The sequence below is a fragment of the Streptomyces chromofuscus genome, from assembly GCF_015160875.1.
In the GTDB taxonomy this organism is placed as follows: domain Bacteria; phylum Actinomycetota; class Actinomycetes; order Streptomycetales; family Streptomycetaceae; genus Streptomyces; species Streptomyces chromofuscus.
Map to the genome: position 1 here is coordinate 6,084,878 of NZ_CP063374.1, position 24,153 is coordinate 6,109,030.

General features: G+C 71.4%; 17 protein-coding genes. 13 read left to right on the forward strand and 4 right to left on the reverse strand.

Features of this window, described 5'->3' with window-relative positions; genetic code table 11:
• Window positions 1-238 precede the first annotated feature (238 nt).
• Together IPT68_RS27485 and hflX are read left to right on the forward strand one after the other, a co-directional pair.
• Complete coding sequence (locus IPT68_RS27485) at window positions 239-1,813, forward strand: M1 family metallopeptidase (RefSeq protein ID WP_189698537.1); 1,575 nt, start codon at window positions 239-241, stop codon at window positions 1,811-1,813.
• A 173-nt stretch (window positions 1,814-1,986) separates the two neighbouring features.
• Entirely contained in the window at window positions 1,987-3,480 is a 1,494-nt protein-coding gene (gene hflX, locus IPT68_RS27490) for a GTPase HflX (RefSeq protein ID WP_189698538.1), read from the forward strand.
• Between the two features lie 109 nt (window positions 3,481-3,589).
• On the opposite strand, the gene IPT68_RS27495 is transcribed toward hflX, so the two are convergent.
• Together IPT68_RS27495 and IPT68_RS27500 are read right to left on the reverse strand one after the other, a co-directional pair.
• Entirely contained in the window at window positions 3,590-4,783 is a 1,194-nt protein-coding gene (locus tag IPT68_RS27495) for a trypsin-like serine peptidase (RefSeq protein WP_189698539.1), read from the reverse strand.
• Window positions 4,784-4,876: 93 nt separating this feature from the next.
• Entirely contained in the window at window positions 4,877-6,100 is a 1,224-nt protein-coding gene (locus IPT68_RS27500; RefSeq protein WP_189698540.1) for a trypsin-like serine peptidase, read from the reverse strand.
• A 745-nt stretch (window positions 6,101-6,845) separates the two neighbouring features.
• Between IPT68_RS27500 and IPT68_RS27505 the strand changes: the two genes are divergently transcribed.
• The 4 genes from IPT68_RS27505 (at window position 6,846) to IPT68_RS27520 (ending at window position 13,553) form a co-directional block, all read left to right on the forward strand.
• Window positions 6,846-8,360, forward strand: a complete 1,515-nt coding sequence (locus IPT68_RS27505) for an aminotransferase class III-fold pyridoxal phosphate-dependent enzyme (RefSeq protein WP_228039934.1) — start codon at window positions 6,846-6,848, stop codon at window positions 8,358-8,360.
• A gap of 174 nt (window positions 8,361-8,534) precedes the next feature.
• On the forward strand, window positions 8,535-10,463 hold the full coding sequence (locus IPT68_RS27510; RefSeq protein WP_189698541.1) for an IucA/IucC family protein: 1,929 nt from the start codon (window positions 8,535-8,537) through the stop codon (window positions 10,461-10,463).
• A 63-nt stretch (window positions 10,464-10,526) separates the two neighbouring features.
• On the forward strand, window positions 10,527-11,324 hold the full coding sequence (locus IPT68_RS27515) for a GNAT family N-acetyltransferase (RefSeq protein WP_189698542.1): 798 nt from the start codon (window positions 10,527-10,529) through the stop codon (window positions 11,322-11,324).
• A 243-nt stretch (window positions 11,325-11,567) separates the two neighbouring features.
• Window positions 11,568-13,553: an ATP-dependent DNA helicase gene (locus tag IPT68_RS27520; protein ID WP_189698543.1), complete on the forward strand. Its 1,986-nt coding sequence runs from the start codon at window positions 11,568-11,570 to the stop codon at window positions 13,551-13,553.
• A 579-nt stretch (window positions 13,554-14,132) separates the two neighbouring features.
• On the opposite strand, the gene lexA is transcribed toward IPT68_RS27520, so the two are convergent.
• A complete protein-coding gene (gene lexA / locus IPT68_RS27525) occupies window positions 14,133-14,909 on the reverse strand; it encodes a transcriptional repressor LexA (protein WP_189698544.1) in 777 nt (258 codons plus the stop codon).
• A 562-nt stretch (window positions 14,910-15,471) separates the two neighbouring features.
• On the opposite strand from lexA, the gene nrdR reads away from it, so the two are divergent.
• A complete protein-coding gene (nrdR, locus tag IPT68_RS27530; protein WP_189698545.1) occupies window positions 15,472-16,023 on the forward strand; it encodes a transcriptional regulator NrdR in 552 nt (183 codons plus the stop codon).
• Between the two features lie 162 nt (window positions 16,024-16,185).
• On the forward strand, window positions 16,186-19,080 hold the full coding sequence (locus IPT68_RS27535; RefSeq protein ID WP_189698546.1) for a vitamin B12-dependent ribonucleotide reductase: 2,895 nt from the start codon (window positions 16,186-16,188) through the stop codon (window positions 19,078-19,080).
• Window positions 19,081-19,176: 96 nt separating this feature from the next.
• Here the strand turns inward: IPT68_RS27535 and IPT68_RS27540 are convergent, their stop codons facing one another.
• The gene (locus tag IPT68_RS27540; protein ID WP_189698547.1) at window positions 19,177-19,710 is read right to left on the reverse strand and encodes a TerD family protein; all 534 of its coding nucleotides are present in this window, start codon (window positions 19,708-19,710) and stop codon (window positions 19,177-19,179) included.
• A 148-nt stretch (window positions 19,711-19,858) separates the two neighbouring features.
• On the opposite strand from IPT68_RS27540, the gene IPT68_RS27545 reads away from it, so the two are divergent.
• The 5 genes from IPT68_RS27545 (at window position 19,859) to IPT68_RS27565 (ending at window position 24,121) form a co-directional block, all read left to right on the forward strand.
• Window positions 19,859-20,464, forward strand: a complete 606-nt coding sequence (locus IPT68_RS27545; protein WP_189698548.1) for a YdbC family protein — start codon at window positions 19,859-19,861, stop codon at window positions 20,462-20,464.
• 118 nt (window positions 20,465-20,582) lie between these two features.
• Window positions 20,583-21,242 (forward strand): histidine phosphatase family protein, encoded by a 660-nt coding sequence (locus IPT68_RS27550; protein WP_189698549.1) that lies wholly within the window; start codon window positions 20,583-20,585, stop codon window positions 21,240-21,242.
• A gap of 12 nt (window positions 21,243-21,254) precedes the next feature.
• Window positions 21,255-22,157 (forward strand): ADP-ribosylglycohydrolase family protein, encoded by a 903-nt coding sequence (locus IPT68_RS27555; RefSeq protein ID WP_189698550.1) that lies wholly within the window; start codon window positions 21,255-21,257, stop codon window positions 22,155-22,157.
• Window positions 22,158-22,694: 537 nt separating this feature from the next.
• A complete protein-coding gene (locus tag IPT68_RS27560; protein ID WP_189698551.1) occupies window positions 22,695-23,396 on the forward strand; it encodes a ribonuclease HII in 702 nt (233 codons plus the stop codon).
• A 68-nt stretch (window positions 23,397-23,464) separates the two neighbouring features.
• Entirely contained in the window at window positions 23,465-24,121 is a 657-nt protein-coding gene (locus IPT68_RS27565; protein ID WP_189698552.1) for a hypothetical protein, read from the forward strand.
• The last annotated feature ends 32 nt before the right edge of the window (window positions 24,122-24,153 follow it).

The following is a 24,153-nucleotide window of genomic DNA, read 5'->3' on the forward strand; positions in this document are numbered from 1 at the left end:
CGCCCGCCGCATCCCGCGAGTACGCCGCCGGGCACCCGCCTCCGTACGCCCGCCGCATCCCGCGCGTACGCCGCCGGCACGCACCCGGTACGCCCGCCCGCACCCCCTGCGGTTCCCCCCGCACCCCTCGCGAGTACGTCCCCGGCCCCCGCCCCCATACGCCCGCCCGCACCCCGTTCGGGTGCGCCCGGCGCGCGTCGTCGCTGTGTGGTTCGCGCGCGCTGGTAGCCGTAACTCCATGCTGCTCACCTCCCCCCACCGGGCTGCACCGCCCGTCACCGACGCCGCCCGCGCCCGCGTCGGCGCACGAAGGACCGCCCGTCGGATCAAGGCGGCCCTGGTCGCCTCCGCCGCCTCCATCTGCCTGGTCGCCGCGAGCGCCTCGCCCATCCCGCTGGGCGTCGGCGACCGCCTCTTCCCCCACCTCGGCAATCCGGGCTACGACGTGTCGGCGTACGACCTCTCCTTCACGTACGCCGGCAGCAACGACAAGCCGCTTCAGGCCGTCACCACCATCGAGGCCCTGACGACCGCACCCCTGTCGCGCGTCAACCTCGACTTCGCCCGCGGCCGGGTCACCTCGGTGGAGGTCGACGGTGAGCCGGCGTCGTTCGCCGCGGCCGACGAGGACCTGGTGGTCACGCCGGACGAACCGCTGTCGCAGGGGCAGTCGACGCGCATCACCGTGCGGCACACCAGCGACCCGCTCCCCGGCGAGGGCCGGGAAGGAGGCTGGGTCCGCACCGGGGACGGCCTCGCCATGGCCAACCAGGCGGACGCCGCCCACCTGGTGTTCCCGTGCAACGACCACCCCTCCGACAAGGCCCGCTTCACCATCCGCGTCACCGCCCCCGAGGGCTACACGGCCGTCGCCAACGGCCTGCCCGCCGACGTGCGGCGCGTCGGCACCGCCACCAGTTGGACCTACCGCACACAGCACCCCATGGCCACCGAACTCGCCCAGGTCTCGATCGGCCGTTCCACGGTGGTACACGGCACAGGACCGCACGCGCTCCCGCTGCGGGACGTCGTCCCGACCCGCGACAGGGCGACGCTCGCACCGTGGCTCGCCAAGACCCCCGACCACATCGCGTGGATGGAGGGCAAGGTCGGGCCGTACCCCTTCGAGACGTACGGCGTGCTCGTCGCGGACGCCGCCACCGGCTTCGAGCTGGAGACACAGACGCTCTCCCTCTTCGAGAAGAACCTCTTCACCGACTCGACCTTCCCCGAGTGGTACGTCGACTCGATCATGGTCCATGAGCTGGCCCACCAGTGGTTCGGCGACAGCGTCAGCCCTCGCACCTGGTCCGACCTGTGGCTCAACGAGGGACACGCGACCTGGTACGAGGCGCTGTACGCGCAGGAGAGGGGGCACCGCTCCCTGGAGGCGCGCATGCGCGCGGCGTACGCCGCCTCGGACCGCTGGCGCGCCGCCGGCGGCCCGCCCGCCGCTCCCAAGGTGCCCGAGTCCGACAGCCGCCTCGGTATCTTCCGCCCGGTCGTCTACGACGGCGCCGCCCTCGTCCTGTACGCCCTCCGCCAGGAGATCGGACGCGCCGCCTTCGACGGGCTGGAGCGGGCCTGGGTGAGCCGGCACCGGGACGGCACGGCGACCACCGCCGACTTCGTGTCGCTGGCCTCCCGGATGTCCGGACGCGACGTGAGCGGCTTCCTGCACGGCTGGCTGTACGGCGAGAAGACCCCCCCGATGCCGGGTCACCCGGACTGGAAGCCGGCGGCTGCCCGCCATTCTCCCGGGCAGCAGGCCTCGCCCGATGTCATGGCGCCGAGGAAAACGGCCGCGGAATAACACGGTGACGAGACGGGGCGTACCGTGCGACCATCTTCTGGTCGGCGGCAAGGGTGACGGGAATCTCCCGGGCCACTCGAGCGTTGTGCAGAGTGACGGAGCGGCTCCACGATCCTTCACGTGCGCTGCGCCCCGTCGCCGCACTACGAAATCCTCAACGACGTAAGGACCCAATGACCTCCTCTTCTTCCCCTTCCCAGGACACCAAGCGCCTCGCGCACGACTACCCCGAAGGCCTCCGGGCCGATGCCCTGATGGAAGAGGACGTCGCCTGGAGCCACGAGATCGACGGAGAGCGGGACGGCGACCAGTTCGACCGCTCCGAGCGCGCGGCTCTGCGCCGCGTCGCGGGCCTCTCCACCGAGCTCGAGGACGTCACCGAGGTCGAGTACCGCCAGCTCCGTCTGGAGCGGGTCGTCCTCGTCGGCGTCTGGACCTCGGGGACCGTGCAGGACGCGGAGAACTCCCTCGCGGAGCTCGCCGCCCTCGCGGAGACCGCGGGCGCACTGGTGCTCGACGGCGTGATCCAGCGCCGCGACAAGCCCGACGCGGCGACCTACATCGGCTCCGGCAAGGCGGAGGAGCTGCGCGACATCGTCATCGACACCGGCGCGGACACCGTCATCTGCGACGGTGAGCTCAGCCCCGGCCAGCTGATCCACCTCGAGGACGTCGTCAAGGTCAAGGTCATCGACCGTACGGCGCTGATCCTGGACATCTTCGCCCAGCACGCCAAGTCCCGCGAGGGCAAGGCGCAGGTCGCACTCGCGCAGATGACCTACATGCTGCCGCGGCTGCGAGGCTGGGGTCAGTCCCTGTCCCGTCAGATGGGCGGCGGCAAGGGCGGCGGCCTCGCCACCCGTGGCCCCGGTGAGACCAAGATCGAGACGGACCGGCGCCGGATCCGCGAGAAGATGGCGAAGATGCGCCGGGAGATCGCGGAGATGAAGACCGGCCGTGACATCAAGCGCCAGGAGCGCAAGCGCCACAAGGTGCCCTCGGTCGCCATCGCCGGCTACACCAACGCGGGCAAGTCGTCCCTGCTCAACCGCCTCACCGGCGCCGGCGTCCTGGTCGAGAACGCCCTGTTCGCGACCCTGGACCCGACCGTTCGCCGGGCCGAGACCCCGAGCGGCCGGCTGTACACCCTGGCCGACACCGTAGGTTTCGTCCGGCACCTGCCGCACCACCTGGTCGAGGCGTTCCGCTCCACGATGGAGGAGGTCGGCGAGTCCGACCTGATCCTGCACGTGGTGGACGGCTCGCACCCGAACCCGGAGGAGCAGCTGGCCGCCGTGCGCGAGGTGATCAGGGACGTCGGCGCCACCGACGTGCCCGAGATCGTCGTGGTCAACAAGGCCGACGCGGCCGACCCGCTGGTCCTCCAGCGGCTGCTGCGGATCGAGAAGCGCTCCATCGCCGTCTCGGCCCGCACCGGCCGGGGCATCGACGAGCTGCTCGCGCTCATCGACAACGAGCTGCCCCGCCCGTCCGTGGAGATCGAGGTGCTCGTGCCGTACACCCACGGCAAGCTGGTGGCCCGCGCCCACGACGAGGGTGACGTGATCTCCGAGGAGCACACCCCGGAGGGCACCCTGCTCAAGGTGCGGGTGCACGAGGAACTGGCGGCGGAACTCGCGCCGTACGTCCCGACCCCGGCCGCCTGAGCCGGCCGTGACCGCGCCGTGGAGCCGTAGCCCGTAGGCTCCCAGAGCTGTGTGAGCCGAAACAGTGAGGCCCGCCCCGTGCGAGGGGCGGGCCTTCGTCATCGGCGTGTCATCGGCCGCCGTACGTCGTGCTCATGTTCTCGTACAGCGCCTGCGCGTCCTGACCGAGCTGCGGTCCCGCCAGCCAGGTGCTGTCGGCCGGGCCGATCGACGTGTTGGAGACCAGCCTGGTCTCCCCGTCCACCACCCGGAACCAGCCGCCGCCCGACGAACCACCGGTCATGGTGCAGCCGATCCGGTACATCGTCGGCAGCACCGGGCTGAGCGAGAACCGCCCCGGCCGGTCGAGGCACTTGAACATCTTCAGCCCGTTGTAGGGCGCCGCCGCCGGATACCCCCACGCACCCATCTCGCCGGCCTCCGCAGCGGACGGCGCCGAGAAGTCCACGTCCAGCGCCGCGCCGACGGTCTCCTCCAGGGACTTGGCGCCCTGCTCCGGCCGCACGTGCAGCACGGCGTAGTCGTACGCCGCCCCCGCACCGCCGGTCGCCGAGCCGCCCTCGATCCAGCCGTTGGACGTCGAGGCCCAGTCCGCCCACCAGTTGCCGTACGGGGCGATCTCGGTGGTGGTGGCGTCGCCCAGCTCCGCCTCGGACTTGCCGAGGTCGTTGTAGGCCGGGACGAACACGATGTTGCGGTACCAGCCGCCGCCCTGCCCGGCGTGCACGCAGTGCCCCGCCGTCCACACGAGGTGGGACCTGCCCGGGTGGTTCACGTCCTTGATGACCGTGCCCGAACAGACCATCGAACCTTCGGGGGAGTCGAAGAAGACCTTCCCGACCGGGGCCGCGTTCCGGTGGTACGGCGTCTGCTCGGCCGTGGCCTCGACGGGCGCGGGCTCCGGGTCGCTGACGCCCTGGTCGGCCGACGCGTCCTTGGTGGACAACGTCTTGTCGGCCTCCTGCGCGGACGTCATCCGCTCCGGCTTCCACAGGCCCTCGATCACCGGGTTGACGAAGTCCTTGGCCTCACTGAGCCACTTGTCCCTGTCCCAGTCCCGCCAGCCGCCGTCCTTCCAGGCGTCGACGTCGATCCCGTGCTCCGCGAGGCGGTCCGTGAGGTCGGCCGGTATCCCGGCCTTGTCGTCACCGCCACCGTCACCGGCCCCCTGCGAGGCCGAGGCCCCGGCCCGATCGGCCGTCTCGTCCGCGCTGCCACCGCCGCAGGCGGTGGCAGTCAGCGCGAGCGCGGCCAGGAGGGCGGAGGCGGCGAGAGCGGTGCGAGGTTGGTGTGTGGAACGCATGGTGCTGTGACCCCCGTTGAAAGTCCGTCCGAGTGTGCTGAGGCGCGTCCGGCGTCGGCGCATGCATGTGCGAGTGACGGTGCCACGGCACCGTCACTGGCCGGCGAACTTGCCGCTCACCGCCTTGAACACGCCCTTGGCCTCGTCACCCAGCCGCGGCCCCGCCAGCCAGCCCGACGTCACCGGGCCGATCGAGGTGTTGGAGACCAGCGCCGGCTTCCCGTCCGGGCCCGTCGCGACCCAGCCACCGCCGGACGATCCGCCGGTCATGGTGCAGCCGATCCGGTACATCGTCGGGTCGGACGCGGTGATCGACAGACGTCCCGGCTCGTCCTCGCACCGGTACAGCGCCTGCCCGTCGTACGGCGCCCCCGCCGGGTAACCCGTCGCCGTGACGCTCTCCATCTGCGGCACGGCCGGAGCGGCGAAGTCCACCGGCAGCGCCGAGCCCACCGTCTCCTCCAGGGACTTGCCCCCGCTGCCGTCCTCCGGCGTCACATGCAGCACGGCGAAGTCGTACGCCGCCCCGTCCCCGCCCGTCTTGCCGCCCTGCTCGATCCACTGGTCCGAGGTCTGCACCCAGTCGCCCCACCAGACACCGTAGGGAGCGACCTCTTCCTTCGTGGCGCTCTGCAATTCCGCCGCCGACAGGCCCGCGTCGTTGTACGACGGCACGAACGCGATGTTGCGGTACCAGCCGCCGCTCTTGCCCGCGTGCACACAGTGCCCCGCCGTCCACACCAGGTTCGATTTGCCCGGGTTGGCCGGGTCCTTCACGACCGTCGCCGAGCAGACCATCGTGCCCTCGGGAGAGTCGAAGAACACCTTGCCCGCCTCGGGCGCGTTGGCGTGGTACGACGCCGGCACGGCCTCCGCCTCCACCGGCTCCGGCGTCGGGTCCGTGACCCCCTGGTCCCCGGAGAGGTCACCCTCGTCGACGGCCTGGTCCGGCTCCTCGGCCTGCCGCATCCGGTCCGGGTCCCACAGGTCCTCGATGATCGGGTTGATGAAGTCCTCGGCCTCGCGCAGCCAGTCGTCCCTGTCCCAGTTCTTCCAGGCGCCGTCCCGCCACTGGTCCAGGTCGATCCCGTGTTCCTTCAGCCGGTCCTTGATGTCGTCCGGGATCTGGAACTTGCCGTCCTCCGAGGCGGCCGAGGAGGCCGAAGCCCGGGCGTCCGCCGCGGAGTCGGCCGACTGGCACGCGGTGACGGTGAGCGCCAGCGCCGAAGCCAGCGCGACGACGGCCGGTGCCGAGGCGGTTCCGCGACGCGCGCGCCCGACCCGGCGAGCGGTGAACGACGGCCGTATGGATCGCATGGTGGTACTCCCCCTGGTGGTGAACGTGTTCGGCGCCGCGGCCGGATCCCGGCCGAACTCACTGCGGTTCAGGCCGACATCACGGCGTTCCGGCAACGGCACCCCACACTATGCGCTCCCTGTGGGGGACTTCCCACGGAACGGCAACGGTTACGTCACGGCAAGGATCTTGGAGCAACCCGTAACCCGGTGGCCGGACCGGTGTTGGTAGCGGTGGGGGTGGGGAGCCGGGGCTGTTCCTGTGTGCCCGCGCTCCGCCCGCGTTGCCTCGGGAGGTGTGCTGTCGACAGTGGCTGTGCGCAGGTGCGGTGCGAGCGCGGGTTCTTGAGCGGGTGTACGGGCGTGAGCCGGTCCGGGACGGTTGTCCGGCCGCCGCTTCGGGTGGCCCCGGACCGTGGGTCGGTGTGGCTGCCGCGCCGGGTGCGCCGGACCGTGGGTCGGGTGGCGCCGGACGGCGGGGCGGAGTGGCTGCCGCGCCGGGTGGCGTTGGACCGTGGGCGGGTGTGGCTGCCGCGCCGGACTGTGGGCCGGACGGGCTGCCTTGCCGGGCGGCGTCGGACTTCAGCGCCGCGTGACCGCCGGGCCGGGCGGCGACGACCGGAGCTGTGCCGTCCGGCCCGTGGGCGAGTGACGGCGCGGAACGGCGTCAGCGGGTGATCGTCGGCCGGACGCGGTGAGCGTGAGGGCAACTCGTCGCCCGACAGGGGGCGATGGAGCGCCCGCCCAGAGCGGGAGGACAGGAGCCGTGACAGTGACCGAGGGGATCTCACGCCGCCAGCCGGCGCGCGAGTCGGCAGCGCGGACCTATCCGCGCGCCCTGCCGATCGTGCCGGTACGCGCCCGTGGCCTGACCGTCGAGGGCGCGGACGGACGCCGCTACCTGGACTGCCTCTCGGGCGCCGGAACCCTCGCCCTCGGCCACAACCACCCCGTCGTCCTCGAAGCGATCCGCGAGGTCCTCGACTCGGGCGCCCCACTGCACGTGCCCGACCTGGCCACCCCCGTCGAGGACGCCTTCGTCACGGAGCTGAGGCGGACCCTGCCGGCGGGACTGGCCGACCACGCGCGCGTGCAGTTCTGCGGGCCGTCGGCAACCGAGGCGGTCGACGCCGCCGTCGCCCTCGTACGCGAGGCGACCGGACACACCCGCATCGTCTCCCTCACCGGCGCCGGGCACGGGACGCCGCCCGACGTCCGGGGGACCGAGGGAGAGTCCGGCCAGTCGCCGGACGGACGCCGGCCCTCCCCACTCGGCACTCGCTGCCCCTTCGGCCTCGCCGGCGCGGACGGCGCCGAATCCGCCGTCCGCTGGACGGAGGCCGCGCTGTCCGCGTCGTCCGCGGCGGCCGGCCCCGCCGGGATGCTCGTCGAACCCGTCCACGGCGAGTGCGGTGTGCTCCCGGCGCCCGACGCGTGGATGCGGGCCACGCGGCGGATCACCGCCGCCCGCTCCATCCCCCTCGTCGTGGACGAGACGCAGACGGGCGTCGGCAGGACCGGCGTCTTCTGGGCCGTCGAGCACAGCGGGGTGACACCGGACGTGATGATCCTTTCCGGGGCCATCGGCGGCAGCCTCCCGCTCGCCGCGGTGATCCACCACGACGACCTCGCACCGCGCCGTCCCGTCGCCGTGCCCGGCCCGTTCCGCGGCAACCAACTCGCCCTCGCCGCGGGCACGGCGACCCTCGCCCATGTCCGCGAACACGGCCTGGCCGAACGAGCGGCCACCATCGGCAGCCGCATGCTGTCCCGACTCCGGTCCCTCGCCCGCGAGTTCCCTTGCATCGGTGATGTGCGCGGAAGAGGGCTGATGATCGGCGTCGAGCTGGTGGGGGCGTCGGAGCCGTCGGAAGCGTCGACGCCGTCGAAGGCATCCGAGGCGGCTCAGGCGGCGGACTCCCCTGCCGCCGGGGACGCGGGCGGGGCTACAAGACCCGGCGGCGCGATCGCACCGCCGCCGAGCCCCGAAGGACGCGTTCACGGCACCGCCCGTCCCGCCGCGCCGGAACTCGCCGCCGCCGTCCAGCGGGAGTGCCTGCGACGGGGCCTGATCGTCGGACTCGCCCGCCGGAGCCCGAGCGTCGTACGGCTGCTGCCACCGCTCACCATCACCGACGAGCAGGCCTCCGCGGTACTCGACCGCCTCACCGACGCCCTCACGGCGGCGGCCCACGCCCACCCGCGTGAGGACGCCCGCCCATCGAGCCGTCCGGACCGGCAGCCCGACGACCACGCCACGCCCGGACGGTCCCGCACATGACCATCACCAGCCCTCAATGCGTGACCGCCCCCCGCCCGTCCCGCCCGTGACCGTCCCCAGCCCGTTCGCACGTCACCGTCCCAGCCGTCCCGCACGAGAGCACACCGGCTTGCCCCACCCGAAAGCACATCCGGCTTGTCCCCAAGAGCCGAACCGAGCCCGCAAGGAACCGTCTTGACCACCGCCCCCACACCCGACGGCCGTGTCCGTCCCACCCCCCGGCGCTGCGGCGAGCCCCGTGCCACCCCCCTGCCGACGACCGGGACGGTCCCCGGACAGCCGGGCGCCCGGCAGCAGGCGGAACGGCTGAACGGAACCGCCACCGACCTCCCGGAGCAGTCCGACGCCCCTACGGCGGCCCAGGCGGCGGCCGTGGAGAACTTGCTGCGCTGCTGGGTGCGCGAGACCGATCTCCCCGCCCCCGACCACGGCACCCTCCGCATCCCGCTCCCCGCCAGTGGCACCGCGCTGCTCGCCCCCGTGCACTACTGGTCCCGCACGGGATGGCACCGCTTCGGCCCGCCCCGCCTGGCCGGCGCCCCGGAAGAGTCCTCGCCGCTCGACGCGGTCGCCGTCGCCGCGCTGCTCGCCCGGGAGGCACCCGGGGGAGGACAGCCGCGCGGGCGGAGCGAAGGCGCCGACCTCGTCGCACGTGTCGCCGACTCCGCCCGCCGAGTCGCCACCTTCATCAGTGACCGCGAACAACGCCCGGCGGACGACCCCGACCTCTTCCTGGCCGCCGAACAGGCACTCCTGCTCGGGCACCCCCTGCACCCGGCCCCGAAGAGCCGCGAGGGCCTGACCGAAGCCGAAGCGCACCTCTACTCACCCGAGTCGCGCCATTCCTTCCCCCTGCACTGGGTGGCCGTCTCTCCGTCCGTGCTCGCCACGGACTCCGCCTGGACCGAACGTGGGCGCACCGTCCCCGCGGCCCGGCTCACCGCTGGCCTGGCCGGAGCCGGCCTGCCCCTGCCCGACGGCTTCACCGCGCTGCCCCTGCACCCCTGGCAGTGGCGGGAACTGGGGCACCGCGGCGACGTCACCGCCCTGCTCGACACCGGACTGCTCCGGGACCTCGGAGCCCACGGCTCCGCCTGGCACCCCACCTCCTCCGTCCGCACCGTCTACCGGGCCCACGCCCTCGCCATGCTCAAGCTGTCGCTGGGCCTGCACATCACCAACTCCCGCCGTGAGAACCTCCGCAAGGAACTGCACCGCGGTGTCGAGGTCCATCGCCTGCTCCGCACCGGGCTGTCCCAGCAGTGGCAGTCCGCCCACCCCGCCTTCGACATCGTCCGCGACCCGGCCTGGGTCGCCGTCGACGGGCCGGACGGCCGCCCCGTGCGCGGACTCGACGTGATGATCCGGCACAACCCGTTCACGCCCACGGACGACGTCTCCTGCGTCGCGGGGCTCACGGCACCCCGACCTCACGTCCGGTCCGGCCCGTCCGCCGGCCCCGCGAACCCCGGCCGGGCGTCACAAGGGTCCCGGCTGGCCGACGTCGTCACGCGGCTCGCCGACCGGGCCGGTCGTCCGTGCGAAGCCGTCGCCGCCGAGTGGTTCCTGCGCTACCTCGAACAGGTCGTCCGTCCCGTGCTGTGGCTGGACGGCGAGGCCGGGGTCGCCCTGGAGGCACACCAGCAGAACACGCTGGTCCTGCTGGACCGAGACGGCTGGCCGGCCGGCGGCCGTTACCGCGACAACCAGGGCTACTACTTCCGCGAGTCCCGGCGCGCGGAACTCACCGCCCGGCTGCCGGGCATCGGCGAGCGCAGCGACACCTTCGTGCCCGACGCGGTCACCGACGAGCGCTTCGCCTACTACCTGGCGATCAACAACGTCTTCGGCCTCATCGGCGCGTTCGGATCGCAGCACCTGGCCGACGAACGGCTGCTCCTCGCCGGCTTCCGCCGGTTTCTCGAAGGCGCCGCCCGCGGCCCCGCCCGGTTGCGTACCCCGCTGCCCTCCCTGCTCCTCGACTCACCCGTCCTGCGGTGCAAGGCCAACCTGCTGACCCGGCTGCACGGCCTCGACGAACTCGTGGGACCGGTGGACACCCAGTCCGTCTATGTCACCATCGCCAACCCCCTCCATTCCTGACCGACGCCAACCACCGCCCTCCCCAAGGACGACGCCCGACACCACCTCCTGAGAGGAGCCCCCGTGCCCCCGACCGACGCGAGCGCCGACGCCGGTACCGCACCCGTCACGGACAGGAGTCCCGTACCGGGCGAGAGCAAGCACACGCCCGAGGACACCGACTCCGAGGACACGCTGGACCTGCGTCTGCCCGGTGAGTTCGTCGCCTTCCTCGCCGGGGAGGGAACCGACACGGACCCGCCGCGGAGCCCGGGGGCGCCACGGCTGAAAGCCGTACCGCCCGTCCCCGACGACCTGCTCGACCACGTCGGCGACTGGGGCCCGACCGACACACCCGCGGGCGTCTTCCAGCTCGTCCCCGTACGCGTCGAGCGGGACCTGCCGCTCATCGGCCACTGGATGAACGACCCCGCCGTCGCCGCCTTCTGGCAGCTGGACGGAACGCAGAGCGTCACCGAGGAGCACCTGAACGCCCAGCTGGCCGGCGACGGCCGCAGCGTCCCCTGCCTCGGCGTGCTGGACGGCACCCCGATGAGCTACTGGGAGATCTACCGCGCCGACCTCGACGCACTGGCCCGCCACTATCCCGCCCGGCCGCACGACACCGGCATCCACCTCCTCATCGGCGACATCGCCAGACGCGGACGAGGGCTCGGCAGCACGCTCCTGCGGTCCGTCGCGGACCTCGTCCTCGACAGACGACCCGCCTGCGCGCGCGTCGTCGCGGAACCCGACCTTCGCAACACCCCCTCCGTGGCCGCCTTCCTCAACGCAGGATTCCGGTTCGCCGCCGAGACCGACCTGCCCGCCAAGCGGGCCGCCCTCATGATGCGCGACCGCTCCCTGCGTCATCTGATGTAGCGCTGTGCAACTGATCCATCGCCTTTAGTACGCACGAGACGGCGAACAGGTTCCCATTCCCCGCCACCGCACCTCAGCCCGATCTTCCGTCGCCCCGCTCCGCCCCGTCCCGATCGCCCACAGCACCACTGCATTCACGACTGGTCCATGCCGATCCGATGTCGCACTCAAGCGATCCACGGCACTCCGCGCCCTCACCGTGATCACCCGTTTGTCAGTGCCGGGTCGTAGGGTGGTCGAGCTATGACGAAGCCCTCACTCCCCGAACTCCTGCATGCCGCCGTCACAGCCGTCGGCGGTACGGAGCGCCCCGGCCAGGTGACCATGGCCGAAGCCGTCGCGGAGGCGATCGACGACGGCTCACATCTGCTCGTCCAGGCCGGCACCGGCACCGGCAAGTCGCTGGGCTACCTGGTGCCCGCGCTCGCGCACGGTGAGCGGGTCGTCGTGGCGACCGCCACCCTGGCGCTGCAGCGCCAGCTGGTGGAGCGGGACCTGCCGCGCACGGTCGAGGCGCTGCACCCGCTGCTGCGCCGCCGTCCGGAGTTCGCGATGCTGAAGGGCCGGTCGAACTACCTGTGCCTGCACCGCCTGCACGAGGGCGTTCCGCAGGACGAGGAGGAGGGCCTCTTCGACCAGTTCGAGGCGGCCGCGCCCACCAGCAAGCTGGGCCAGGACCTGCTGCGGCTGCGGGACTGGTCGGACGAGACCGAGAGCGGCGACCGCGACGATCTCACGCCGGGTGTCTCCGACCGGGCGTGGGCCCAGGTGTCCGTCTCGTCGCGGGAGTGCCTGGGGGCTTCGAAGTGCGCCTACGGCGCCGAGTGCTTCGCCGAGATGGCCCGGGAGCGCGCCAAGCTCGCCGAGGTCGTCGTCACCAACCACGCGCTGCTCGCCATCGACGCCATCGAGGGCGCCCCGGTGCTCCCGCAGCACGAGGTGCTGATCGTGGACGAGGCGCACGAACTGGTCTCCCGCGTCACCGGCGTCGCCACCGGCGAGCTGACCCCCGGCCAGGTCAACCGCGCCGTCCGGCGGGCCGCGAAACTCGTCAACGAGAAGGCCGCCGACCAGCTCCAGACCGCCGCCGAGGGCTTCGAGCGGCTGATGGAGCTGGCCCTGCCCGGCCGGCTGGAGGAGATCCCGGAGGACCTCGGGTACGCGCTGACGGCGCTGCGCGACGCCTGCCGCACGGTCATCTCCGCGATCGGCGCGACCCGTGACAAGTCCGTCCAGGACGAGGACGCGGTCCGCAAGCAGGCGCTGGCCTCCGTGGAGTCGGTGCACGACGTGGCGGAGCGCATCACCCATGGCTCGGAGTGGGACGTCGTCTGGTACGAGCGCCACGACCGGTTCGGCGCGTCCCTCCGCGTCGCCCCGATGTCGGTCTCCGGCTTGCTGCGGGAGAAGCTCTTCACGGACCGTTCCGTGATCCTCACCTCCGCGACCCTGAAGCTGGGCGGCGACTTCAACGGCGTCGGCGCGTCCCTGGGACTGGCCCCCGAGGGCACCGAGGGTGACGACCTGCCCCAGTGGAAGGGCGCCGACGTCGGCTCGCCGTTCGACTACCCGAAGCAGGGCATCCTCTACGTCGCCAAGCACCTGTCCCGCCCCGCGCGAGACGGCGATCGGGCGGACATGCTGGACGAGCTGACGGAGCTGATCCAGGCGGCGGGCGGGCGCACCCTCGGCCTGTTCTCCTCGATGCGGGCCGCCCAGCTGGCCGCCGAGGAACTGCGCTCCCGGATTCCCGAGTTCCCGATCCTCCTCCAGGGCGAGGAGACCCTGGGCGAGCTGATCAAGAACTTCGCCGCCGATCCGAAGACGTGCCTTTTCGGGACGCTGTCGCTCTGGCAGGGCGTGGACGTGCCCGGACCGAGCTGTCAGCTGGTCGTCATGGACAAGATCCCGTTCCCGCGTCCGGACGACCCGCTGATGAGCGCCCGCCAGAAGGCGGTGGAGGACGCCGGCGGCAACGGCTTCATGGCGGTCGCCGCCACGCACGCGGCCCTGCTGATGGCGCAGGGCGCGGGCCGCCTCGTCCGGGCCTCGGGGGACCGCGGTGTCGTCGCCGTCCTGGACCAGCGGCTGGCCACGGCACGCTACGGGAGCTATCTGAAGGCGTCACTGCCCGACTTCTGGTACACGACGGACCGCAACCAGGTCCGGAAGTCGCTGGCCGCGATCGACGCGGCGGCCCAGCAGAAGGAAGCGCAGCCGGCCCCATGAACGACAGGGCGATTCGGCGTGACAGGCCGGCCGGTACGCCGCCGTGCGGGTCGCCGGGGTCACGGTACGCGTGGGGCGAGCGTCTCGGAGGGGTCGTCGGGGTGGCGTGAGGGCCGGGGTGCGTGTGCCTGGAGTGCCGCTGGGTGGAGAGGCGTGGGGTGAGCGTCTCTGAGGGACCGCCGGGGTGGCGTGAAGCTGCCGAGGGCGAGTGTCTCCGAGGTACCGTCGGATGCCTCGAGTGCGCGAGCGTCTCCATGAGAGGTCGCCGGGGTGGCGCGACCGCGGAGGCCTACGCCGGTGAGAAGCCCGCCGAGGCGGCACGACGCGCGGGGCGGCCTCGCCTACCCAGTCGCCCCCTGCGGGGCGGCACCGCGCAGGGGGCGACTCGCTCCGGGGTGCACCACGCAGGTCGCCCAGCCTCGCAGAAGCCTCCGAAGACGCCCCCGATTAAGACGCCTCCGGCGAAGACGCCCCCGAACCCGGCGCGGGCGCAGACAGCACAGGACCCCGGAACCGGCGCAGAGGTTCCGGGGCCCGGTCAGGGGAGGGCGGACGCGAGAGGGCCGCCCGCGACGGGCGTCACACCCGGCGCAGTACGGCGACCACCTTGCCTAGGATCGTCGCGTCGTCGCCCGGAATGGGCTCGTAGGCCGAGTTGTGCGGCAGCAGCCAGACGTGGCCGTCCTCGCGCTTGAAGCGCTTGACGGTGGCCTCGCCGTCGAGCATGGCGGCCACGATGTCACCGTTCTCGGCGACCGGCTGGCGGCGGACGGTGACCCAGTCGCCGTCGCAGATCGCCGCCTCGATCATCGAGTCACCGACGACCTTCAGCACGAACAGCTCGCCGTCACCGACGAGCTGCCGGGGCAGCGGGAAGACGTCCTCGACCGACTCCTCGGCCAGGATCGGGCCACCGGCGGCGATCCGGCCGACCAGCGGGACGTACGACGCGGCGGGCTTGCCCGCGGTGTCCGTCGGCTGCACCGAAGCGGCCTGGTCCGAGCCACGCACCTCGTACGCGCGCGGACGGTGCGGGTCACGGCGCAGAAACCCCTTGCGCTCCAGTGCCATCAGCTGGTGCGCCACGGAGGACGTGCTGGACAGGCCGACCGCCTGGCCGATCTCCCGCATCGACGGCGGGTAGCCGCGCCGCTGCACGGAGTCCCTGATGACCTCGATCACCCGGCGTTGCCGGTCGGTCAGCCCGGAGCTGTCCGCCCGGATGCCTGGAGGTCGGCCCGGCAGGGAGCGCTTGTGCGCCTCTGGATTCGTGGCTTCGTTCATCGCATGCACCGGCTCGAGTCGGCCCTGGGAGCGGTCCTGGGCAGTGATGGCACTGTCTGCGGTGGTGGTCACGTCGGCCCCTCTCGATGGTCTCCCTGCAGGACAACGGTAGTTGCTTTCGAAAGGTTGCGCCAAACACACGTTCGAGTGAAAAAGTGCGAATCGCCGGACGCGATCATGTGTCCGGGTGTATGGCCAACGCGGCACCCTGCGGGCGAAAGCGCCCATTGTTGTACTCTTCACCGCCGGGTCGAGCCCTCGTGAGGACGGGGCCCAGTCTGCCATCCGCCGCCCCGTTGACCGGGCACCGGCCCCCGTTCGCGTCGGAGTCCCACCTCTTCTCCGTGCGGCGCTCACGGTATCTCCCCACGTGCCGAAGCAATACGGCCGCGCCGCCGACACGCCCTGGGTGCCGCACGCGCGCATACGGGCAGGTGGTGCGCCCGTCGACACGCGTGGCTGGGCGGATGTACGGGCCGATCCCCACATCTAGTGGTTGGATGGCTACAGCAGCCCAGAAGTTGTGGTCCCCCCGGTCTTTGGCCGCCCGATCATCGCCTATGCTTGTGCTCGCTTCGAGGGGCCCGAGGGTCTTTTGAGGCTATTGAGTCTGCTGTGAGGAGGGTTGGAGTACATGCACTGCCCCTTCTGCAGGCACCCCGACAGCCGTGTGGTCGACAGTCGTACGACCGACGACGGCACGTCGATCCGCAGGCGCCGCCAGTGCCCGGACTGCTCCCGTCGTTTCACGACCGTGGAGACGTGTTCGCTCATGGTGGTCAAGCGGTCCGGAGTCACCGAGCCCTTCAGCCGCACCAAGATCATCAACGGCGTGCGCAAGGCATGTCAGGGGCGGCCCGTCACCGAGGACGCACTCGCTCAGCTCGGCCAGCGGGTCGAGGAGGCCGTGCGGGCCACCGGGAGCGCCGAGCTGACCACCCATGACGTGGGGCTGGCCATACTCGGCCCGCTGCAGGAGCTCGACCTCGTCGCCTATCTGCGCTTCGCGTCCGTCTACCGGGCGTTCGAGTCGCTGGAGGACTTCGAGGCGGCGATCGCGGAACTGAGGCAACAGCCGGAACTCTCCGCCGCGGACGACGAGGACGGCGGTACGGGGAGCCCGGAGGACGACCGCGGGTCCGGAGGGGCTGCTCAGCTCCCCGAGCCCGCCCGCGCCGCCGACTGAACGGCGGCCGGGACCGGAGGCGGCATCCGGACCGGCCGGGTCGGCGGCGATCGAAGACCTGTTGCGGGCGGCAGCGAGAGGGGCCCGCAACACATGACAGAACACCGTGCTTCGGGAACATCGGAGCACTTCAGGGCGTTTTCGCCCGTACAGGGAGGCGGCATGACAGAGACGGCGAGCGGCCCGGCACGAGGTTCCCGAGCGAAGGGCACCAAGGCCACCAAGGGGCTGCGTATCGAGCGCATCCACACCACCCCCGGCGTGCACCCGTACGACGAGGTGGCCTGGGAGCGCCGTGACGTCGTCATGACCAACTGGCGCGACGGCTCGGTCAATTTCGAGCAGCGTGGCGTCGAGTTCCCCGACTTCTGGTCGGTGAACGCGGTCAACATCGTCACCAGCAAGTACTTCCGCGGTGCCGTAGGCACCCCGCAGCGCGAGACCAGCCTCAGGCAGCTGATCGACCGCATCGTGAAGACGTACCGGAAGGCCGGCGAGGACTACAAGTACTTCGCCTCGCCCGCCGACGCCGAGATCTTCGAGCACGAGCTGGCGTACGCCCTCCTGCACCAGATCTTCAGCTTCAACAGCCCCGTCTGGTTCAACGTCGGCACCCCGCAACCCCAGCAGGTCTCCGCCTGCTTCATCCTGTCCGTCGACGACTCCATGGAGTCGATCCTCGACTGGTACAAGGAAGAGGGCATGATCTTCAAGGGCGGCTCCGGCGCCGGCCTGAACCTGTCCCGCATCCGCTCCTCCAAGGAGCTGCTCTCCTCCGGCGGCAACGCCTCCGGTCCCGTCTCCTTCATGCGAGGCGCCGACGCCTCCGCAGGAACGATCAAGTCGGGCGGCGCCACCCGCCGTGCCGCCAAGATGGTCATCCTCGACGTCGACCACCCCGACATCGAGGACTTCATCGAGACCAAGGTGAAGGAAGAGGAGAAGATCCGCGCCCTGCGCGACGCGGGCTTCGACATGGACCTGGGCGGCGAGGACATCACCTCCGTCCAGTACCAGAACGCCAACAACTCGGTCCGCGTGAACGACGCGTTCATGAAGGCCGTCGAGAGCGGCGGCAAGTTCGGCCTGCGTGCCCGCATGACCGGTGAGGTCATCGAGGAGGTCGACGCCAAGGCCCTGTTCCGCAAGATGGCCGAGGCCGCCTGGGCCTGCGCCGACCCGGGCATTCAGTACGACGACACCATCAACCACTGGCACACCTGCCCGGAGTCCGGCCGCATCAACGGCTCGAACCCCTGCAGCGAGTACATGCACCTGGACAACACGTCCTGCAACCTGGCCTCGCTGAACCTGATGAAGTTCCTCAAGGACGACGGCAAGGGCAACCAGTCCTTCGAGGTCGAGCGCTTCGCCAAGGTCGTCGAGCTGGTCATCACCGCGATGGACATCTCCATCTGCTTCGCGGACTTCCCGACCCAGAAGATCGGCGAGAACACCCGCGCGTTCCGCCAGCTCGGCATCGGCTACGCCAACCTCGGCGCCCTGCTGATGGCGACCGGCCACGCGTACGACTCCGACGGCGGCCGCGCCCTCGCCGGTGCCGTCACCTCCCTGATGACCGGCACGGCCTACCGGCGCTCCGCCGAGCTCGCCGCGGTCGTCGGCCCGTACGACGGCTACGCCCGCAACGCCGATGCCCACAACCGCGTCATGAAGCAGCACTCCGACGCCAACGGCACGGCCGTCCGCATGGACGACCTGGACACGCCGATCTGGGCCGCCGCCACGGAGGCCTGGCAGGACGTGCTGCGCCTCGGCGAGAAGAACGGTTTCCGTAACTCCCAGGCGTCCGTCATCGCCCCGACCGGCACCATCGGTCTCGCGATGTCCTGCGACACCACCGGTCTCGAGCCCGACCTCGCCCTGGTCAAGTTCAAGAAGCTGGTCGGCGGCGGCTCGATGCAGATCGTCAACGGCACCGTCCCGCAGGCCCTGCGCCGCCTGGGCTACCAGGAGGAGCAGATCGAGGCGATCGTCGCCCACATCGCCGAGCACGGCAACGTGATCGACGCCCCGGGTCTCAAGCCCGAGCACTACGAGGTGTTCGACTGCGCCATGGGCGAGCGCGCCATCTCCCCGATGGGCCACGTCCGCATGATGGCCGCCATCCAGCCGTGGATCTCCGGCGCCCTGTCCAAGACGGTCAACATGCCGGAGACGGCGACCGTCGAGGAGGTCGAGGAGATCTACTTCGAGGCCTGGAAGATGGGCATCAAGGCCCTCGCCATCTACCGCGACAACTGCAAGGTCGGCCAGCCGCTCTCCGCCAAGACCAAGGAGAAGGAGAAGGCCGAGGTCACGGAGAAGGCCGAGGCGACGATCCGCGAGACGGTCGAGAAGGTCGTCGAGTACCGCCCGGTCCGCAAGCGCCTCCCGAAGGGACGCCCCGGCATCACCACGTCCTTCACCGTCGGCGGTGCCGAGGGTTACATGACCGCCAACTCCTACCCGGACGACGGTCTCGGCGAGGTCTTCTTGAAGATGTCCAAGCAGGGCTCGACCCTTGCGGGCATGATGGACGCCTTCTCCATCGCGGTCTCCGTCGGCCTCCAGTACGGCGTGCCGCTGGAGACGTACGTCTCGAAGTTCACCAACATGCGCTTCGAGCCGGCGGGCATGACCGACGACCCGGACGTCCGCATGGCCCAGTCGATCGTCGACTACATCTTCCGCCGCCTGGCGCTGGACTTCCTGCCCTTCGAGACGCGCTCCGCGCTCGGCATCCACTCCGCCGAGGAGCGCCAGCGTCACCTGGAGACCGGTTCGTACGAGCCGCTGGAGGAGGACGTCGACGTCGAGGGCCTGGCCCAGTCGGCGCCGCGCGCCCAGGAGCTGAAGGCGGTCGCCACGCCGACGGCCGAGGTGGAGGCGGCCAAGCCCGCCCCCAAGCAGGCCCACACCAGCGCCGAACTGGTGGAGATGCAGCTGGGCATCCAGGCCGACGCCCCTCTGTGCTTCTCCTGCGGCACGAAGATGCAGCGCGCCGGTTCCTGCTACATCTGCGAGGGCTGCGGCTCGACGAGCGGCTGCAGCTGACGCCTGACGGGTAGTCACTGAGGACGAGGGGCGCCGGCTCCGTGCCGGCGCCCCTCGTCGTCGTACGTGTTCAACCCGTGCGCGATCGCCGGGCGGTTACGGGGTGGGCCCGTGGCCCATCGTCCTGGTGAAGGTGGCGGGGTCGTCCTCGAAGCCGTGGACGCCCGGGTGGAAGTCCCACGCCCCGGCGTCGCCGCGCACGAACTCCGCCACGCGTGCCGCCGTGGAGCCGAGGACGTCGCCGAAGTCGTCGGTGGCGAGGTCGGTGTAGCCCTCGCGGATGCGCAGGGACGGCTTGATCACGCTGACGAAGGTGCGGCGGGCGGGGCGCTGCTGGATGATGACGCCGACCACCACGCGCGCGTAGCGCGGGTCGAGCCGGTCGAGTTCCACCGTCAGGACCTCGTCCCAGCCGAAGCCCTTGCCGTCCTTGCTGTCCCGGTTGAGCGTGATGGTGCCGTCCGGGGAGCGGCTGTCGAAGTGGACCACATAGGCGGGGTCGCCATGGGGATCGCTCTCCGTATAGGTGGCGGCCACTATGTCCAGATCGGTCGGTGGCTGGTCCGCCGTACTCGGGTCCCACTTCACTGCGATCTCGACCTTGCGGATCCCCTTGGTGATGCCGCTCATCGGACGTCCCCCTTCCCGTGTGCCGGCAGCCCGAACTGCCGGGCGGCCCAAGATGGTTGTCCATCCTGCCACGCGCGCGGGTGGGCGTGCGCGTGTGCGCCGCGTCGGGACGTGACCGGCGCCACGCCCGTGGCCTTACGATGGCGCGGTGCTGGTCAAGTGGATTCGCTGCACCGTGGTGGACCGCCGGGGGTTCGAGCGGGGACAGCGAAAGTGGGCGGGGCTTCTGGGGGAGCCGGGATTTCGGGGACAGGGCGGAGGCTGGAGCCGGGGGCGGCCCTCGGTGGCGCACATCTTCGCCTTCTGGGAAAGCCGTGCCTTCTACGACTCCTTCATGGCCCGCTCCCACGACCGGCTGGCCGCGGCCCAGTCCGGCACCTTCAAGGACGCGCAGGTCCGGCTCTTCGACTACCGCTTCGACGTGAAGACGGGCTTCGAGCCGCGCTTCACGGACGCCGACCTCGTCCGGGTCGCCCTGTGCCGCGTGCACGAGGAGCGCGTGGAGAACTTCACGCTGATGCAGGAGAAGGTCTGGAATCCCGCGATGGCCGGCTCGCCCGGGATGATCCGCGGGCTGTTCGCGGAGGCCCCGGGGCACGAGTTCATGGTCCTGTCGATGTGGCGGTCGGCCGCCGAGCACGGCAAGTACCGTACCGAGCGCGTGGAGCGGCTCGCCCTGCGGGCCCAGACGGAGGCCGACGTGGCGGCCCTCACCGGCGACATCGTGGAGCTGGAGCCCACGTGGATCGTGTGAGGTCCACACTCACGATGTGTGCGCCCGGTGTGGCGCAGGGTGCCGGAACCGTGTGACCTACGCCGTACAAGCCCCGTACGAGTGCTCGAACCGGCGTCGCCCGATCTAGGGTTTTGGCATGGCACGACCACGGCGCATCGTCCTTGTCCGGCACGGCGAGTCGACGGGCAACGTTGATGACTCCGTCTACGAGCGCGAGCCCGATCACGCACTGCCACTGACCGAACGCGGTTGGCAACAGGCGGAGGAGTCCGGCAAGCGGCTCCGGGAGGTGTTCGGGCGGGAACGCGTCAGCGTGTACGTCTCGCCCTATCGCCGTACCCATGAGACGCTCCGCGCCTTCCACCTCGACCCCGATCTCATACGCGTCCGGGAGGAGCCCCGGCTGCGGGAACAGGACTGGGGAAACTGGCAGGACTGCGACGACGTACGACTGCAGAAGGCCTACCGAGACGCCTATGGGCACTTCTTCTACCGCTTCGCGCAGGGCGAGAGCGGCGCCGACGTGTACGACCGGGTCGGCGGCTTCCTGGAGAGCCTGTACCGCAGCTTCGAGGCGCCCGATCACCCGCCGAACGTGCTGCTGGTGACGCACGGCCTGGCCATGCGGCTGTTCTGCATGCGCTGGTTCCACTGGACGGTCGCCGAATTCGAGTCGCTGTCCAATCCTGGGAACGGCGAGATACGGATGCTCGTTCTGGGGGACGACGGCAAGTACACGCTGGACCGGCCGTTCGAACGCTGGCGAGATCCGGAACCGTACGGGATCACCGAATAGAGTGGCAGGGCAATGACCGACTCCTCTCCCGGCGGGCGCCTGGACCGCGCCCTGGCCAGCCTGCGCGGACTCGCGGTGGGGGACGCGCTGGGTTCCCAGTTCTTCGTGCCGGTCAACTACCCGCTGCTCAAGCGGCGCGAGCTGCCGCCCGGGCCCTGGCAGTGGACCGACGACACGGAGATGGCCTGCTCCGTGGTCGCCGTCCTCGCCGCCCACCGGCGCATCGACCAGGACGCCCTCGCCCGCTCCTTCGCCGAGCACCACGACTTCGACCGCGGCTACGGCCCCGCCGTCAACCGGCTGCTGCGGCTGATCCGGGAAGGCGGCGACTGGCGCGAGCTGTCCGCCGCCCTCTTCAACGGCCAGGGCTCCTGGGGCAACGGCGCCGCCATGCGCATCGCCCCGCTGGGCGCCTGGTACGCCGACGACCCCGAGCAGGCCACGCACCAGGCGGAGATCTCCGCCTACCCCACCCACCAGCACCGTGAGGCCGTGGTGGGGGCCATGGCCGTCGCGGCGGCCGCGGCGTTGATCGCCGCCCCGGCCGGACCGCCCAGCCCCGAGGGACTGCTCGACGACGTCGTCGCCCTCGTGCCCAAGAGCGCCGTGGGTGCCGGGCTGCGTCGTGCCCGGGACATGCTCGACTACGGCGATCCGGCGACGGTCGCGGCGGTCCTGGGCTGCGGACGGCGTACGACGGCCCATGACACCGTGCCGTTCGCCCTCTGGTCGGCCGCGCGCTCCCTGGGCGACTTCGAGCAGGCGTTCTGGACGACCGCGCAGGCCGGCGGCGACGTCGACACCACCTGCGCCATCGTGGGCGGAGTCCTCGCCTCGGGGAAGGCCGGAGCGCCGCCCGCGCAGTGGGTGGAGCGGACGGAGGGGCTGCCGGAGTGGATGAGGGCGTCGGCCTGACGGTGCTGCTTGAGGGCGCCTGCCTGTGATCCCACGGGGTTCACGACCGTCTGTGCGTGCGTGGGATCCGTCGCGAGCACAAGCTCGACGTCGTGGGGACTGCCGGAGCCGTGACGTCCGGTCGCCCGGCGCCGTGCGGCGCGATGTCCTCGCGCCCCGGCTCCGCCCCCCGCTCCATCGTTCACGAATGCGACAGTGCTCATGCGGGGCGCTTCCATTGTGTGATCATCCTGGGTGTCGTGTCGTCCACGGTTGGGGCCCCGCACGAGCTGTTCGGCCGCGAAATGTGGCGGAGGGAGACGTGGCTCCGGGTCGTGAACGGATGCCTCTTCGATGCCGAGCCGGTGACGGCGACGTACCGGTCGTAGGTGTGCGGAAGCGAATGCGCGGACCGGCAGAACGAGCAGGTGGTCGAGCAGTCGGCGGGCCCGTTGCCGAGCCCGACCGGGCCCCGTGTCCGGGTCGTCGCGGTGCCGGTCGCGGGTTGGGGGACCGGGGTGTCGAAGGCCGTTGCGGGCGGCGTAATCTAAGGGCGCCATGCCGTACGAACCGCCTACTCACACCGTCGAGCGCTCCCTTCGCGCCACGACCGGAGCGAAGGTCATTGCCGGTGTTGACGAGGTGGGGCGCGGCGCCTGGGCCGGCCCCGTCACCGTCTGCGCGGCGATCACCGGACTGCGCCGGCCGCCCGTGGGCCTCACCGACTCCAAGCTGCTCACCGTGAAACGGCGGACCGAGCTCGCCGAGACGTTGCGGACCTGGGTGACGTCGTACGCTCTCGGGCACGCGTCCCCGGAGGAGATCGACGACCTCGGCATGACGGCGGCGCTGCGGATGGCGGCGGTGCGCGCCCTGGAGGGCCTGCCCGTCCGTCCCGACGCGGTGATCCTCGACGGCAAGCACGACTATCTCGGAGCGCCGTGGCGGGTCCGCACGGTGATCAAGGGCGATCAGTCGTGCGTGGCCGTTGCCGCGGCCTCGGTGATCGCCAAGGTTCAGCGCGACAAAATGATGGCCGAACTGGGTATCGACCATGCAGACTTCGGTTTTGCGGACAACGCCGGGTATCCCTCACCCGTGCACAAGGCCGCACTGGCGGAGCGGGGGCCCACCCCCTACCACCGGTTGTCGTGGGCGTATCTTGATGCGCTGCCCCAGTGGCGGCACCTCAAGAAGGTCCGCAACTGGGCGGACGGAAGCGTTCCTGAGATCGAAGGTCAGCTCGGTTTCGATTTCTGACGGTTCTGGTCGCACGTATGTGCCACCCACCGGCGCGAGCCGTACCAACGTTTGATAGACATCCACCCATGCCTCTCATCCCCGAGGAGCCTCAGATTCACGAGAGTGCCCAGGGTCCCCGCGCGACTCCGGCCAGTGGCCGTACCGCGCCGACCCCCCGCCCCGTACCCGGCCCCCGCCCCGCGGCTCCGCCGCGTCCCGGTCGTCCCGGCTCTCTCCGGCCCACGCCGCCGGCGCAGCGTACGGGCGCGGTCGGGCCGAAGCCCGGACCCGCGGGTCCGGCCGCAACTGCCACCCCTGCCGCGTCGGCTCCGGCCCCGGCTGCGGCTTCGGCGACTCCGCAGATCCAGCTGATCCCGGCCCCGGCCGCGGGTGCGCTCGACGCTGCCGAGGAAGCCGTGGACCTGCTGCTGGAGTCCGGCCGCGCCCCCGGTGACGTGCTGGTGATCACCACCGGCGAGCCCCACCCCTGGGCCGCTCACGAGCTGTCCTTCGGCGAGGCGTCCTACTGGGCGCAGCACGATGCCCGCGACGACGTCTTCTACGCCGACGCCGCCGTGGTCGACCGTGCCGCGTCCCGGCCCGTGGTCGTGGTCGCCGTCAACGGCGGGTCCGACACCATCGCCGCCACCGCACTGCCCCTGGCTCTCACCCGGGCCGGCGCCCTGCTGATCGTCTGCGGTGACCCGCAGCAGATCAACTCGGTGCTGGGCGTGGGCGTCTGAGCCGGTTCCGGTAGATCGGAGGCGCCGGGCCG